Below are 14,031 nucleotides of genomic sequence, written 5' to 3'. Positions count from 1 at the left end.
ATCCCGCGCCGTCCCCAGGAGGTACCTGCATGAGCACCGTCGTCGTGGTGGGCAACCCCAAGCCCGCCTCGCGCACGAGAGCCGCGGCCGAGGCGGTCGCCGAACGGCTCACCGGCGCGCCCGCCGACCGGGTGGTCGACGTCGTCGACCTCGGTGCCGGGCTGCTCGGCTGGGGCGACCCGGCCGTCGCCGACGCGGTGACCGCCGTCCGGGAGGCGTCGGTCGCGGTCGTCGCGAGCCCGACCTACAAGGCCACCTACACCGGCCTGCTCAAGCTCTTCCTCGACCAGATCGGCACCGGCGACCTGGCCGGCGTGGTCGCCGTCCCGGTGATGCTCGGCGGCGGTCCGACCCACGCCCTCGCGCCGGAGCTGCTGCTCAAGCCGGTGCTGGTCGAGCTCGGCGCCACCACGCCCACCCGCGGGCTCTACCTGCAGGACAAGGCGTGGGACGCGCCCGGCCCGCTCGACGACTGGGTCGCGGTCGCCGCTCCGCAGGTCGCGGCCGCCCGCACCGCCTTCGGCCGGGGCTGACCCCGCCGGCCCGGGAACTCGGTGTCCCGGGCCGGCCGGCGGTCAGCGCGCGGCGTCCCGGGTCGCGGCCTGCGGCGCGACGCTGTTCGGCCGGATGTCGACGGTGTCGGCGACGACGTTCGGACGGCGCGGCTCCGGGGTCCCGGCCGGCGCGAGCTGCTGCAGCGCGGCGTCGAGCTGCTCGGTCAGCGCCCGCAGCAGCGACTGCACCCGGTCCCGCTGCGCCAGCAGCTCACCGACCTCCGCGCGCACCTCGGCCAGCCGCTGCTCGGCGACCGCCTGGGCGGCGTCGCGCTCCTCCTGCGCCCGGCGCCGGGCGTCGGCGAGCTCCTGGTCGCGCCGCTGGGCGGCCTCGGCGTCGCGCCGGGCCCGATCGGCGGCGGCGTCCCGCTCCCGCTGCACCGCGTCGACGCCGGCCTGCTCGAGCAGCGCGGCCGCCTCGGCGCGCAGCCGCTCGGCCTCGCCCAGCAGCCGCTCGCACTCGGCGTTCGTGCGGGCCTCCTGGTCGCGGGCGGCCCGCAGCACCCGCTCGCCCTCGGCGTGCGCCTCGGCGACCACCCGGTCGGCGTCCTCGGCCGCCCGCTGGGCGATCTCCGCTGCCTCGTCGGCGGCCAGCTGCAGGATCTGGCCGATCCGCTCGCTGACCCGGCCGAGGTGCTGCGCGTCGGTCGAGTGCGCCAGCTTGCGGCGGGCGGCCGACAGCTCGGCGCTCGCGCTGCCCAGCCGGGCCGCCAGGTCGTCGTTCTCCCGCCGCACGGCCTGCAGCTCGGTCTCCGCCCAGGAGACGTAGTTGTCGACCTGCAGCCGGTCGTAGCCGCGCAGCTGGTCGCGGAACAGCGGGCCCGGTTCGAGCATCGTCTCCAGGTCGCCGGACAGGTTCGGGCGCCGCAGGCCCCGCCCCCGCCGGGCCGCCGAGCGCGCGGCCTCCGCCGCCGGCGCACTGTCCTCCGCTGGCTTGCCGGCCACCGGCACCACCTCCTGTTCCCGACGCTTGCAGCCGGGCTCCGGACACGCCCGCCGCGACGCGCACCCGGCGGCGCGACACGGCCGCGACACGACGACAGCGCCGCGGCGTCGTCACGCGCCGTGGCTCGCCGCTCACGCGGCGCTCCCGGTGCTCCGACCCCGACCGCGACCATGATCGAACACCGCTCCCCACGGGCACCCGGCCGGGGTTCAGCCGCCGTCCGGACCGGGGTGCGCCAGGTCCGGCGGCAGCGGCACGCCGGGGTCGTGCACCAGCGGCGCCTCCCCGTCGGCGACCGCGGCCCGGGCGTCGGTGAGCCCGAAGCGGCTGCGCACCCGGCCGAGGAAGTCCGGCGGCGCCAGCCGCACGAGCCGGGAGCGCTGCCGGGCGCCGTAGACGGTCACCCAGTCGCCCGGTTCGAGCACGCCGCGCAGCTGCCCGTCGACGCTCACCGCCACCTGCCCGGAGCGGCCCAGCACCAGCACGCTGATCCGGTGCCGCACCGACAGCACCAGGCTGCGGTCGAACACCATGTGCGGCGCGACCGGGGTGAACACCAGCGCGTCCAGGTCCGGGGAGAGCACCGGCCCGCCCGCGGCGAAGCTGTAGGCGGTCGAGCCGGTCGCCGAGGAGACCACCAGCGCGTCCGCGGAGTAGGAGGCGAACAGCCGGCCGTCGACGTAGAGGGCGAGGCTCGCCTGCCGGTCGCGGGCCAGCTTCTCGAAGACGACGTCGTTGAGCGCCAGCACGTCCAGCGGCACCCCCCAGCCGACCTCCTCGGCCACCTCGGTGCGCGGCCGCGGCGGGGGCAGCGCCGGCCCCCGGCCGTAGCGGAACAGCGCCTCCAGCCCCGGCGGGATGGCCAGCGGCCGGTCGGCCCGCATGGTCAGCGTCATCCGCTCGTCGACGACGACGGCGCCGTCGAGCACCGCCTGCAGCGCCTCCTCGACCCGGTCGGCCCGCACCTCGGTGAGGAAGCCGACCCTCCCGACGTCCACCCCGAGCACCAGCGCCCCGGCCGCCGCGGCCACCCGCGCACCGCGCAGGAACGTGCCGTCGCCGCCGACGGTGACCACCAGGTCGGGGTTGCCCGCCCGCTCGGCCTCCTCGTGGGCCGACCGCCGCTCCGCCCCCTCGCCCCACACGTCGATGTCGGCGCAGCCCAGCCCCTGCGCGGCGGCCCACTCCCGCACCCGGGCGGCGGCGTCCCGGGCCGCGGGCTTGCCGCCGTGCACGACCAGGCCGATGCGTTGGATGCCCACCCGGCCAGTCTGGCCGGGTCCGCCGTCCAGCGCGCGCGGATGATCGTCGCGACCTAGCGTGACCCGGTGGACCTGTTCCGGACGAAGTCCGTCGAGACCATCCGCGCGGACAGCGAGGGCGAGAGCAGCGAGAGCGGCGCCGTCGGCGCACTGCGCAAACGGCTGAGCGCCCGGCACCTCATCGGCTTCGGCATCGGCGTGGTGATCGGCACCGGCATCTTCACCCTCACCGGGGTCCAGGCGAAGAACACCGCCGGCCCGGCCGTCGTGATCTCCTTCGCCATCGCCGGCGTCGTCGCCCTGCTCGCCGCGCTGTGCTACGCGGAGCTGGCCTCGGCCGTGCCGACGGCGGGCAGCGCGTACTCCTACGCCTACGCGACCACGGGCGAGCTGCTGGCCTGGATCATCGGCTGGGACCTGTTCCTGGAGTTCGCGCTGGGCGCCGCCGTGGTCGCCCGCGGCTGGTCGGCGTACCTGGGCAACCTGCTGGACCTCCCCACCTCGCTGTTCGGCGAGGACGCCGGGTTCAACCTCGGCGCGGTGTCCATCGTGGTCGTGCTGACCGTCATCGCCGTGCTGGGGATCCGCGAGTCGGCCCGGGTGGCCGGCGTGCTGGTCATCGTCAAGGTCGCGATCTGCGTGTTCGTCATCGTCGCCGGCGCCTGGTACGTCCGCGGCGCCAACCTCACGCCGTTCATCCCGGCCAGCCAGGGCGCGCAGGACGCCTCGGGCCTCAAGCAGACCCTCATCCAGGCGGTGGCCGGCATCGACCCGACCACCTTCGGCATCGGCGGGGTGCTCACCGCGGCCGCGGTCGTCTTCTTCTCCTACACCGGCTTCGAGGCGGTGGCGAACCTGTCGGAGGAGACCCGCAAGCCCTCCCGCGACCTGCCGCTGGGCCTGCTCGGCACCCTCGGGCTGGCCACCGCGCTGTACATCGGCGTCTCGCTCGTGGTCGTCGGGATGGTCCACTACGACAAGATCGACGAGGGCGCGCCGATCGCCGACGCCTTCGACCAGGTGGGCCTCGGCTGGGGCTCCACGCTGGTGTCGATCGCCGCCGTCGCCGGGCTGACCTCGGTGATCCTGGTCGACCTGGTCACCGTCAGCCGGATCGGCTTCGCCATGGGCCGCGACGGGCTGCTGCCCCAGTCGATCGCGAAGGTGCACCCGCGCACCGGCACCCCGGTCCGGATGACGCTGCTGTACGCCGCGGTGGTGCTGGTGATGGCCGCGTTGGTGAAGCTCGACGTGCTCGCCGACCTGGTCAGCATCGGCACCCTGTTCGCCTTCGTGCTGGTGTCGATCGCCGTCCCGGTGCTGCGGCACACCCGCCCGGACATGCCGCGGTCCTTCCGCGTCCCGCTGTCCCCGGTCGTGCCGGTCCTGTCCGCGGTGGCCTGCCTGTACCTGATGGCCAACCTCGAGCTGGAGACCTGGTGGCGGTTCCTCGCCTGGCTGGTGCTCGGGCTGGTCATCTACGCCGGCTACGGCTACCGGCACTCCCGGGCCCGGCTCGCGGCGCGCGAGGGCGGCGCCCGCCCGGCTGAGGCGACCAGCGGGAGCTGAGGCACGATCCTGCGCATGGCCTTCGACGCGGCGAGCGACCGCTACGACTCCATGACCTACCGGCGGACCGGGCGCAGCGGGCTGGACCTGCCGGCGGTCAGCCTGGGGCTCTGGCACAACTTCGGGGACGACGTCCCGTTCGACCGGCAGCGGGAGATCCTGCGCCGGGCCTTCGACCTGGGCATCACCCACTTCGACCTGGCGAACAACTACGGCCCGCCCTACGGCTCCGCGGAGACCAACTTCGGCCGGCACCTGCGCGACGACTTCCGCCCGTACCGCGACGAGCTGGTCATCTCCAGCAAGGCCGGCTACGACATGTGGCCGGGCCCGTACGGCTCCGGCGGTGGCTCCCGGAAGTACCTGCTGGCCAGCCTCGACCAGTCGCTGCAGCGGATGGGGCTGGAGTACGTCGACGTCTTCTACAGCCACCGGTACGACGCGACGACGCCGCTGGAGGAGACGATGGGCGCGCTGGACGCCGCCGTCCGCTCCGGCAAGGCGCTCTACGCCGGCATCTCCAGCTACTCGCCGGAGGCCACCCGGGAGGCCGCGCGCATCCTCGCCGACCTCGGGACGCCGCTGTTCATCCACCAGCCCTCGTACTCGATGCTCAACCGCTGGATCGAGACCGAGGGCCTGCTCGACACCCTCGCCGAGGTGGGCGCCGGCTGCATCGCGTTCTCGCCGCTGGCGCAGGGGATGCTCACCGAGAAGTACCTCGGCGGCGTGCCGGAGGGCTCCCGGGCCAGCCAGGACAAGTCGCTGGACCCCGGCATGATCACCGACCAGTACCTCACCCACGTGCGGGCGCTCAAGGAGATCGCCGACGGCCGCGGGCAGACCCTCGCCCAGCTCGCGCTGGCCTGGGCGCTCCGCGACCAGCGGGTGACGTCGGTGCTGGTCGGCGCCAGCAGCGTCGGCCAGCTCGAGCAGAACGTGGCCGCGCTGGACCGGCTGGACTTCTCCGCCGAGGAGCTGGCCGCGATCGACCAGCACGCCGTCGACGCCGGCATCGACATCTGGCAGTCGTTCCGCACCGCGTGACGTGCTCCCCGGGGCGGGCCGCCGCCCGCCCCGGGGTCACCGTCACTCGTTCGCGGAGCCGGCGCTGTCGCCCTGGCGCTGCTCGCTGCTGGGCCTCCCGACCCAGACGGTCTTGGCGTTCATGAACGCCCGCATGCCGAGCTCGGTGAGCTCCCGCCCGTACCCGCTCTGCTTCACCCCGCCGAACGGCAGGTCCGGGTAGCTGGTGGTCATCCCGTTGATGAACGCCATGCCCGACTGGACGTCGCGGACGAACTGCGCCCGCTCGTCCTCGTCCTCGCTCCACAGGTTCGAGCCGAGCCCGTACGGGTGGCTGTTCGCGATCTCGAGGGCCTCGTCCAGGCTGTCGACGACCCACAGCGCGGCGACCGGCCCGAAGACCTCCTCGGCGTACAGCTTCATCTCCGGCGTGATGCCGGTCAGCAGGGTCGGCTCGTAGAACCACCCCGGCCGGTCGACCCGCTTCCCGCCGACGACGACGGTCGCGCCCTTGCCGACGGCGTCGGCCACGTACTCCTCGACGTCCTGCACACCCGACTCCGTGGCCAGCGGCCCGATCTCGGTGCCGGCGTCCATCGGGTCGCCGACGGTGAGCGCGCCGATCTTCTCCGCGAACAGCCGGGTGAACTCCTCGGCGACGTCGCGGTGCACGAAGAACCGCTTGGCCGAGATGCAGCTCTGCCCGTTGTTCTGGTTGCGCGAGGTGACGGCCACCGAGGCGGCTGCCTCCAGGTCCGCCGAGGGCATCACGATGAACGGGTCCGAGCCGCCGAGCTCGAGCACGGTGGGCTTGAGGGCGTCGCCGGCGATCGAGGCCACCGACTGGCCGGCCGGGGCGCTGCCGGTGAGCGTCGCGGCGACGACCCGGTCGTCGCGCAGCACCCGCTCGATGGTGGCCGAGCCGATGAGCAGCGCCTGGAACACGTCGGCGGGGAACCCGGCCCTGCGGAACAGCTCCTCCATGTACAGCGCGGTCTGCGGCACGTTGCTGGCGTGCTTGAGCAACCCGACGTTGCCGGCCATCAGCGCCGGGGCGGCGAAGCGCATCGCCTGCCACAGCGGGAAGTTCCACGGCATGATCGCCAGGACGACGCCCAGCGGCTGGTAGGTGACGTAGGCGTCGACGGCGCCCACGGCCCCGGCGTCCTTGCGCTCCGGCTCGAGGAACGCCGGGCCGTGCTCGGCGTACCAGCGCAGCGCCGCCACGCACTTGGTCGCCTCGGCCTTCGCCGAGGCCAGCGTCTTGCCCATCTCGGTGGTCATCAGCGCGGCGACGTCGTCGACGTCGGCCTCCAGCGCGTCGGCGGCCGCGCGCAGCCAGCCCACCCGCTGCTCCACCGTGGTCCGCCGGTAGCTCTCGAACGCCGTGGCGGCGCGGGCGATCCTCTCCTCCAGCGCCGCGTCGGACAGCGCCTCGAACGTCTGCACCGTCTCACCGGTGGCCGGGTTGGTCGTGGCGATCGCCATGGGGGTCCCCTCCTCGTCGGCGGCCGGCATCCGGGGTCCCCGGGCGGCCGCGTCCCCTCCCCTGCCCGGCCGGTCGGGGCGGCGAAACCGTGATCAGGCAGTCACGACCGGACGGCGGCCCCCAGCACCTGCGGCGCCGCCGGGTTCGGCGGCCGGGTGTCGGGGAAGCGGAACCGCTCCAGCCGGGTCACCGCGAACCCGGCGTCCTCGATCGCCCGCAGCGTCCGCCGCGACACGTGGCAACCGCCGGCCAGCAGCGGCCAGACGGTGCGGTCCAGCAGCCGCTGCGTGCGGGACAGCCCGCCGCCGTCGGCCCGGACGTGCTCCCAGAAGCGCAGCTCCCCGCCCGGCCGCAGCACCCGGCGCACCTCGCGCAGGGCCGCAGCCTGGTCGGCGACGCTGCAGAGCACCAGCGAGGTGACCACGGCGTCGACGGACCCGTCGGCGACCGGCAGGTCCTCGGCGACGCCGTCGACGACGGCCACCGGCACCGGCGCCGTCGCTGCCGCCCGCGCGGCGTGCGCGCGCAGGTGCGTCTCCGGCTCGACCGCGACCACCCGGCCGACGGTCGGCGGGTAGTGCGCGAAGTTCGTGCCGGTGCCCGCGCCCACCTCCAGCACGGTGCCCGACAGCCCGGCCAGCAGCCGGCCGCGGATCTCCGCGGCCCCGCGGTGCTCGAGGCCCGCGGCCATCCGGCTGTACACCCGGGCGAACACCGGGTGCTGGTGGAACGTCGTCGTCGGCGCGGCCACGGCGGGCTCCTCAGCCGCGCGTCGCGTCGAGGCGGTCGAGCAGGTCCCTGGTCCCGGCCCTGCGCCCGGCCGTCGACGGGCCGGCGTCCGCCCGTCCCCTGGTCTCGTCGTCGCGGTGGCTCGGCATGGCCCAGCGGTACCCCGCCAGGGGCGCCGTCAGTCGAGGACGGTCCACCGCCAGGTGCAGGTCAGCGTCGTGCTCTCCCCCGCGGCCAGCTCGGTGGCCGCGCCCAGCCGGGGGGCGTCCGGCGGCCCGGTCTGCGGCTCCAGGCACAGCTCGCCGGGCCGCTCGTCGAACAGCACCCAGTGGTCGGCGGAGGAGTCGACGCGCAGCTCCAGCGCGCCGTCCCAGCGCAGCCCCGGCGCCGTGGCGAAGCCGCGGAAGCAGTCGTCCCAGGGCCCCGGACGGCGGTCGACGAGCTCGCCGGTGGGCAGGCCGTCGGCGCCGCGCACGTACTGCTGCCCGCCCGCCAGCAGCCACTGCGCCGGCGCGCCCCGGGACAGCTGCCGGGCGAACCACGGGTGCCAGCCCACGGTGACCGGCATCGGCTCCTCGGCGGCGACCACCAGCTCGCTGGACAGCCGGTCACCGGCCAGCTGCAGCGTCTGCTCGACCCGGCCGCGGGCCGGCCAGCCGGGGCCGAGGTCGACGCCGACCCGCACCCGGTCGGCCGCCTGCTCCAGCACCTGCCAGGGGCGCTCGCTCACCGTGCCGTGGATGGCGTGCGGCGGCGCGAGCACCGCCAGCTGGTGCACCTGCCCGCCGAGCTCCAGCCGCCCGCCGCCGAGCCGGCCGGCGAACGGCGCCATCACGAAGCTGCCGCCGCTCATGCCGGCCGGCAGGGGCACCTCGGCGGTGGTGAGCAGCTCCAGGCCGGCCACCCGCCAGGAGGTCCAGCGCGCACCCGCGGCGGGGTCGATCTCGAGCTCGGCGCTCCCGGAGCGCAGCAGGACGGTCACCCCGGGATCCTCCCGGAGCCCTCCGTCCCGCCTTCCGCCGGGTGACCAGCCCCTCCCGCGGCGGCCCGCCGGGGCACACACTGTCCGGCACACGGTCGCGCGAGCAAGGGAGCAGCGATGGCCCACCAGGTCGACGGCGGGGTCGGGGGCGGGACCGGCGGGCGCCCGGTGCGGCGTGCGCTGCGCCGGCTGCTGCTCGGCGGCGGGCCGTTGAAGCGCCGGTCCGACCGGGTGGAGATGGTGTCCCGGCTGGCCCTCCTCGCCGTGGTGCTGGTGGCCGTGCCGGTGTCGCTGGCGGTCGGGACGGTCGCGCGCAGCGCGGTCGCCGACGCCGCCCGCGCCCAGGCGGCCGAGCGGCACCAGGTGACCGCCGTGCTGGTCGAGGACACCACCCACGTGACGCTGGGCAGCGCCGGCGACCGGCAGTTCACCCTCGCCCGGTGGACGACGCCCGACGGGCGGACCGTCGAGGACCGGGTGCCCGCGCCGGTCGGCGCGACCGCCGGCCAGGAGGTGACCATCTGGATCGACGCCGACGGCGCCCGCACCCGGGCGCCGCTGAACGGTTCGGAGGTCACCGACCGGGCGCTGGTCCGCGGCGCGCTGGTGTTCCTCTCGGTCACCGCCGTGGCGCTGACCGCGCACGGCGCGGTGTGCCTGGTGCTGGCCCGCCGGCGGGCGCGCCAGTGGGACGCCGGGTGGGCCGCGGTCGAGCCGCAGTGGGCCGACCGGCGCCGGCCGGGCGCCGACTCGCTGGAGCCCTGACGCCGCGCAATCCCTGACCCGCGGGAGCCCTCACCCGCCGGCCCTGCACGTCGGGACCAACGACCCCGGTGTCCCCGGCCACCGGCCGGGGACAGTGGGAGCTGCGGAGAACGGTCGCACACGACCGGTCCCGAGGAGCCCAGGGAGACGTCCGTGCCCCGCACCCCACCCGAGCGCCGGATCGAGGTCCTCGACGAGGCCGAGTGCCGCCGGCTGCTGCGCACCGCCCCCATCGGCCGGATCGCCTACACCGAGGCCGCGCTGCCGGCGATCCAGCCGGTGCACTTCGTGGTGCACGGCGACGAGGTGCTCATCCCGACCCGGCTGACCAGCTCGGTCGCCCTCGCCGTCGCCGGCCGGGGCGCCGTCGTGGCGTTCTCGGCCGACGACGTCGACCCGGTGACCCGGACCGGCTGGGACGTCACCGCCGTCGGCGCCGCCCGGCTGATCACCGACCCGGCCGAGCTGCGGGCGCTGGACCGGCTCGGCGCCCGGCGCTGCGCCCCCGGGGACCCGTGCTACGTCGCCGTCGGGCTGACCGTGCTGCGGGGCCGCCGGGTGCTGCCCGCCCTCAGCGCAGCGGCGGGATGACCCGGTCGGCGGCCAGCCGCTCGAGGAGCTCGACGAACCGGTCCTCGGTGTCCAGGCAGCCGGCGAACCCGGCCTGGCGGATCTTGATCGTCGAGCTGACGTTGTCGAACCCGGACGTGAAGATGAACTGGCCGAAGTCCCAGCCGACCAGGTCCTCGAACGGTGTGGGCACCAGGTCGTGCTCGGCGACCAGCCGCTCCCAGACGTCGCGGCGGCCGGCCATCGCCTCGGCCAGCGGCACCGGCTGGGGCTCGGCGGACTCCATGCCGAACGCCCGCGCGAACGCCGGGAACAGGTGCCGCCACCGCAGCTGGTCGCCGTTGGTCACGTTGAAGACCTCGCCGTCGGCCTGCGGGGCGCTGCCGGCCCACACCGTCGCGTCGGCCAGCAGCTCCGCGTCGGTGACCTGGTACAGCGCGTCGTAGGCGGCCAGGCTGCCGGGGAAGCGCAGCGGCTGGCCCAGCGCCCTGGTGATCGAGGCGTGGACGGCGATCACCATCAGCAGGTTCATCGGGTTGCCGACCGCGTAGCCGATGACGCCCTCCGGGCGCAGCACGGTGAGCCGGGAGCCGCGCTCGGCGGCCACCGCGCGCAGCAGGTCCTCCTGGTCGTAGTAGAAGTTCGGCTGCACGATCCGCGGGTCGCGCTCCTTGGCCGGGGTGTTGAAGAACCCCATGTGCGCGCCGTAGGCCTTGCCGCCCTGGTAGAGGGTGACGTGCTCCAGCGGCGCGCCGGCCGCGGCCAGCCCGTCGAGCGTGTTCCGGAGCAGCGCGACGTTGACCTCCGACAGCTCCGCGGCGGTGGGCCGCTCGGCGTACGCGCCGAACACCAGGTGGGTGACGTCGCCGGCGCCCGCCAGCCCGTCCCGCGCGGCGGCGGCGTCGGACAGGTCGACGGCCAGGTGCTCCCAGCCGGCGTCCCGCGGGGTCCGCCGGCTCACCCCGCGCACCCGCCAGCCGGGCCGGCGGGCGTAGGCGGCGGCCGCGTGGCTGCCGATGACGCCGCCGGCGCCGGTGACCAGCACGCTGCCGTGGCCGGGGGTCGCAGTCGTCTCGCTCACGCCGTCCCTGTGCCCGGCACCGGGACGGCGAACCGTGCGCGGAGCGCCGGCTCAGCGGACCGGACGCAGCCACCACGGGTCGTGCGGCGGCGGCGACGGGGGCCGGGCCGGCCGCCGGGGCGGCTCCGCGCGCGGCGGCTCGGCGGCCCGCTCGCACGCCTCCCGCGAGTGCGCCTCGGAGAGGTAGTGCTGCACCGGGCCGGCGAGGGCGGAGCGGCCGCGGCGGGCCACGTCGTGCCGCGCCTCCCACTCGCACATCGCCTTCTCGGCGGCGGTCATGGCCAGCGGGTCGGGTGCCGGCCGGGCCGGTGTCGCACGGGTCATCTCGGGACCTCCCTGGCGGAGCAGGTGCCTCCATGGTCACCCCGTCGGGCGCGCCGCGGAAGCCCCCTCGGTCAGCTCCCCGCCGGGCCGCCGAGGACGGCGACGGTGGCCCGCACCTCGGCCGCGGTGGCCGGCTCCACCGGCAGCGACGCGAGCAGCGTGGGCACCTCCTCGGGCAGCACGCCCGCCTCCAGCAGCAGCTCCAGCAGCCGGTCCGCCTGCGCGGGCGGCACCGGCAGCGGGAGGCCCGAGCCGCGCAGCGCCGCCTCGGCGAGGAACAGCGCGCCGGCCAGGTCGTCGTGCGCCGGGTCGGCCGCCCGCGGGGCCGGGGCGGCCGCGCGGGTGACCGCCTCGGCGGCGCGCACCAGCGACAGGGGCAGCCCCTCGGCCTCCAGCTCGATCAGCGGCACGGCGCCCAGCGCGGCGAGCACCGCGTGCTCGGCGTCGATGCGCAGCGGCGCCTCCCACTCACCGGCCCGCACCACCGCGACCAGGTCGCGCCCGTCCTCCCCCACCTCGTCGAGCAGCTCCGCCCAGTCGGCGGGCCGGGTGTCCCGGGCCCGCTCCGCGGCCTGCACGCAGGTGTCGAGCACGAACGGTTCCACCACCTCGACGTCGAACCGCTCGGCGTAGACGGTGCCGTCGGGGGTGACGGAGTTGAGCAGGTCCTGGAAGCTGCCCGGGCGGGCGTCGCCGAGCTCCAGCCGGCCCTCCTCCTCGCCGCTGAGCAGCTGCCCGGACGCGGCGCGCACGCCGATCGTCGTCCCGGTCGAGACCACCCGGCCGCGCCGGCGGGTGTGGTGCGGCTGGTCGGACAGGCCCACCGTCCAGGCGCACGTCTCGGCGATCAGGGCCGGACGCCGCTCGCGGAGCACCTCGCGCGCCAGCAACGACATGAAGTCGACGTCGAACACCCCTCCACTGTGCCCCGGCCGGCGGCCGGGGTGCGCGACTGAGCGCCGGCTGTGAGCATTCGGTGCACCGCTCGTCCCCTCACCTGCCCCAGGGAGAGACATGACCAGCACCGCACGCACCCGGCGGCCCGGACGCCGCCGCGCCGTGGTCGTCACCGCGGTCACCGCCGTCCTGCTCGTCCCCGCCGGCGCGGTCTCCGCGCAGCCGGGCGGCTCGTACGGCGGGGACGCCGCCGGTTCCGGCACGCTCCCGCTGCGCGACCTGGACCTCGAGGAGCTGACCATCCCCGAGCTGCAGGAGCGGATGGACGCCGGCACGCTGACCGCCGTCGCGCTGACCCGCGCCTACCTCGACCGCATCGCCGCGGTGGACGACGAGCTGGGCGCCGTGCTCAGCGTCAACCCGGCGGCGGTCGACGACGCCGCGGCGAGCGACCGTGAGCGCCAGCGGCACCGGGCCCGCAGCGCGCTCGAAGGGATCCCGGTGCTGCTGAAGGACAACATCGACACCGCCGACCTGCCCACCACCGCCGGCTCGCGCGCCCTGCTGGGCAGCACGCCGGACGACGCCACGCTCACCCGGCGGCTGCGGGAGGCCGGCGCGATCGTGCTGGGCAAGGCCAACCTCTCGGAGTGGGCCAACTTCCGCGGGAACGACGCCACCAGCGGCTGGAGCGGGGTGGGCGGGCAGACCGCCAACCCCTACGTGCTCGACCGCAACCCGTGCGGCTCCTCCAGCGGCTCCGCGGCCGGGGTCGCGGCCTCGCTGGCCCAGGTGGCCATCGGCACCGAGACCGACGGGTCGATCGTCTGCCCGGCCGGCGCCAACGGCGTGGTGGGCCTCAAGCCCACCCTGGGCGCGGTCAGCCGCACCGGCATCGTGCCGATCTCGGCCGAGCAGGACACCGCCGGACCCATGGCCCGGCACACCGTCGACGCGGCGCTCACCATGCAGGTGATCACCGGTCGCGACCCGGCCGACGCCGCCACGGGCGAGCTGCCCGACGGGCTGGCGCGGGACGTCGCCGAGCTGGACACCCGGGCGCTGCGCGGCGCGCGGGTCGGGGTGTGGCAGCTCAGCGACGCGGAGAGGGCCGCCGTCGACGACCCCACCGAGGCGGTGTTCGCGGCCGCGGTCAAGCAGCTGGAGGCGGCCGGGGCGACCGTCGTCCCGGTGACGCTGCAGTACCAGGAGCAGATCAGCGCGGGCGAGACACCGGCGCTGCTGGCGGAGTTCAAGCGCGACGTGAACGCCTACCTCGCGGCCACCCCCGGCGAGCACCCGCGCGACCTGGCCGGGCTGATCGAGTTCAACCGGCAGGACCCGGTGGAGCTGGCCTACTTCGGGCAGGAGCTGTTCGAGCAGGCCCAGGCGGCGCGCACCCCGGAGGAGGACCCGGCGATCGCGCAGACCCGGACCACCATCCGCGACCTCGCCCGCCGGTCCATCGACGAGGTGCTGGCGCAGGGCCCGGGCGCGGAGGACGACCTGGCCGCCGTCGTCGGGCTGACCAACACCCCGGCCTGGACGACGGCCTACGAGTCGGTCGACGGCCGGGCCGACGTCTTCACCTACAGCACCTCCGGGCCGGCCGCGGTGGCCGGCTACCCCGACGTCACGGTGCCTGCCGGCTTCGCCGGCCCGCGGGGCGCGCTGCCGATCGGCATCTCGTTCTTCGGCACCCGCTGGGCCGACGCCGACGTGCTGGACCTGGCGGCGTCGTTCGAGGCGCAGGCACCGGAGCGGGCGGAGCCGGGCTACCTGCCGACGGTCGGGCCGGACCCGGCGCCGGCCGGCTGACGGGGACCGGGCCGGCGAG

14 protein-coding genes are annotated in these 14,031 nt (G+C 76.0%); 6 read left to right on the top strand and 8 right to left on the bottom strand.

Annotated features, from left to right (window positions below; genetic code table 11):
• Nucleotides 1-29: 29 nt before the first annotated feature.
• Nucleotides 30-533: an NAD(P)H-dependent oxidoreductase gene (locus AB0J00_RS08385; RefSeq protein ID WP_357742923.1), complete on the top strand. Its 504-nt coding sequence runs from the start codon at nucleotides 30-32 to the stop codon at nucleotides 531-533.
• A 42-nt stretch (nucleotides 534-575) separates the two neighbouring features.
• Here AB0J00_RS08385 and AB0J00_RS08380 read toward each other — a convergent pair whose 3' ends face one another.
• Together AB0J00_RS08380 and AB0J00_RS08375 are read right to left on the bottom strand one after the other, a co-directional pair.
• Nucleotides 576-1,499 (bottom strand): DivIVA domain-containing protein, encoded by a 924-nt coding sequence (locus AB0J00_RS08380; protein WP_357742920.1) that lies wholly within the window; start codon nucleotides 1,497-1,499, stop codon nucleotides 576-578.
• A 210-nt stretch (nucleotides 1,500-1,709) separates the two neighbouring features.
• Nucleotides 1,710-2,762 (bottom strand): NAD(+)/NADH kinase, encoded by a 1,053-nt coding sequence (locus AB0J00_RS08375; RefSeq protein ID WP_357742918.1) that lies wholly within the window; start codon nucleotides 2,760-2,762, stop codon nucleotides 1,710-1,712.
• Nucleotides 2,763-2,828: 66 nt separating this feature from the next.
• On the opposite strand from AB0J00_RS08375, the gene AB0J00_RS08370 reads away from it, so the two are divergent.
• Both AB0J00_RS08370 and mgrA read left to right on the top strand, forming a co-directional pair.
• Nucleotides 2,829-4,331 (top strand): amino acid permease, encoded by a 1,503-nt coding sequence (locus AB0J00_RS08370; protein ID WP_357742915.1) that lies wholly within the window; start codon nucleotides 2,829-2,831, stop codon nucleotides 4,329-4,331.
• Nucleotides 4,332-4,346: 15 nt separating this feature from the next.
• Nucleotides 4,347-5,378: an L-glyceraldehyde 3-phosphate reductase gene (gene mgrA / locus AB0J00_RS08365; protein WP_357742912.1), complete on the top strand. Its 1,032-nt coding sequence runs from the start codon at nucleotides 4,347-4,349 to the stop codon at nucleotides 5,376-5,378.
• Nucleotides 5,379-5,420: 42 nt separating this feature from the next.
• On the opposite strand, the gene AB0J00_RS08360 is transcribed toward mgrA, so the two are convergent.
• The 3 genes from AB0J00_RS08360 to AB0J00_RS08350 all read right to left on the bottom strand — a co-directional run bounded on the left by AB0J00_RS08360 (nucleotide 5,421) and on the right by AB0J00_RS08350 (nucleotide 8,557).
• Nucleotides 5,421-6,845: an NADP-dependent succinic semialdehyde dehydrogenase gene (locus AB0J00_RS08360; RefSeq protein ID WP_357742909.1), complete on the bottom strand. Its 1,425-nt coding sequence runs from the start codon at nucleotides 6,843-6,845 to the stop codon at nucleotides 5,421-5,423.
• 101 nt (nucleotides 6,846-6,946) lie between these two features.
• On the bottom strand, nucleotides 6,947-7,597 hold the full coding sequence (locus AB0J00_RS08355) for a class I SAM-dependent methyltransferase (RefSeq protein WP_357742907.1): 651 nt from the start codon (nucleotides 7,595-7,597) through the stop codon (nucleotides 6,947-6,949).
• Between the two features lie 156 nt (nucleotides 7,598-7,753).
• Nucleotides 7,754-8,557: a hypothetical protein gene (locus tag AB0J00_RS08350; protein ID WP_357742904.1), complete on the bottom strand. Its 804-nt coding sequence runs from the start codon at nucleotides 8,555-8,557 to the stop codon at nucleotides 7,754-7,756.
• 117 nt (nucleotides 8,558-8,674) lie between these two features.
• On the opposite strand from AB0J00_RS08350, the gene AB0J00_RS08345 reads away from it, so the two are divergent.
• A complete protein-coding gene (locus AB0J00_RS08345; protein ID WP_357742901.1) occupies nucleotides 8,675-9,322 on the top strand; it encodes a hypothetical protein in 648 nt (215 codons plus the stop codon).
• Between the two features lie 153 nt (nucleotides 9,323-9,475).
• Entirely contained in the window at nucleotides 9,476-9,913 is a 438-nt protein-coding gene (locus AB0J00_RS08340) for a pyridoxamine 5'-phosphate oxidase family protein (protein WP_357742898.1), read from the top strand.
• Here AB0J00_RS08340 and AB0J00_RS08335 read toward each other — a convergent pair.
• The 3 genes from AB0J00_RS08335 to AB0J00_RS08325 form a co-directional block, all read right to left on the bottom strand.
• Entirely contained in the window at nucleotides 9,894-10,973 is a 1,080-nt protein-coding gene (locus AB0J00_RS08335) for an SDR family oxidoreductase (RefSeq protein ID WP_357742895.1), read from the bottom strand. The genes AB0J00_RS08340 and AB0J00_RS08335 overlap by 20 nt on opposite strands.
• Before the next feature lie 51 nt (nucleotides 10,974-11,024).
• The gene (locus tag AB0J00_RS08330) at nucleotides 11,025-11,297 is read right to left on the bottom strand and encodes a hypothetical protein (protein WP_357742892.1); all 273 of its coding nucleotides are present in this window, start codon (nucleotides 11,295-11,297) and stop codon (nucleotides 11,025-11,027) included.
• A gap of 71 nt (nucleotides 11,298-11,368) precedes the next feature.
• On the bottom strand, nucleotides 11,369-12,211 hold the full coding sequence (locus AB0J00_RS08325; RefSeq protein WP_357742889.1) for a hypothetical protein: 843 nt from the start codon (nucleotides 12,209-12,211) through the stop codon (nucleotides 11,369-11,371).
• A gap of 100 nt (nucleotides 12,212-12,311) precedes the next feature.
• Between AB0J00_RS08325 and AB0J00_RS08320 the strand changes: the two genes are divergently transcribed.
• Nucleotides 12,312-14,012, top strand: a complete 1,701-nt coding sequence (locus AB0J00_RS08320) for an amidase (protein ID WP_357742887.1) — start codon at nucleotides 12,312-12,314, stop codon at nucleotides 14,010-14,012.
• Nucleotides 14,013-14,031 lie beyond the last annotated feature (19 nt).

The organism is Modestobacter sp. NPDC049651 (assembly GCF_040659695.1).
Classification (GTDB): Bacteria; Actinomycetota; Actinomycetes; order Mycobacteriales; family Geodermatophilaceae; genus Modestobacter.
The sequence above is the reverse complement of the archived record's forward strand: the minus strand, read 5'-3'. Positions and strand labels throughout refer to the sequence as shown.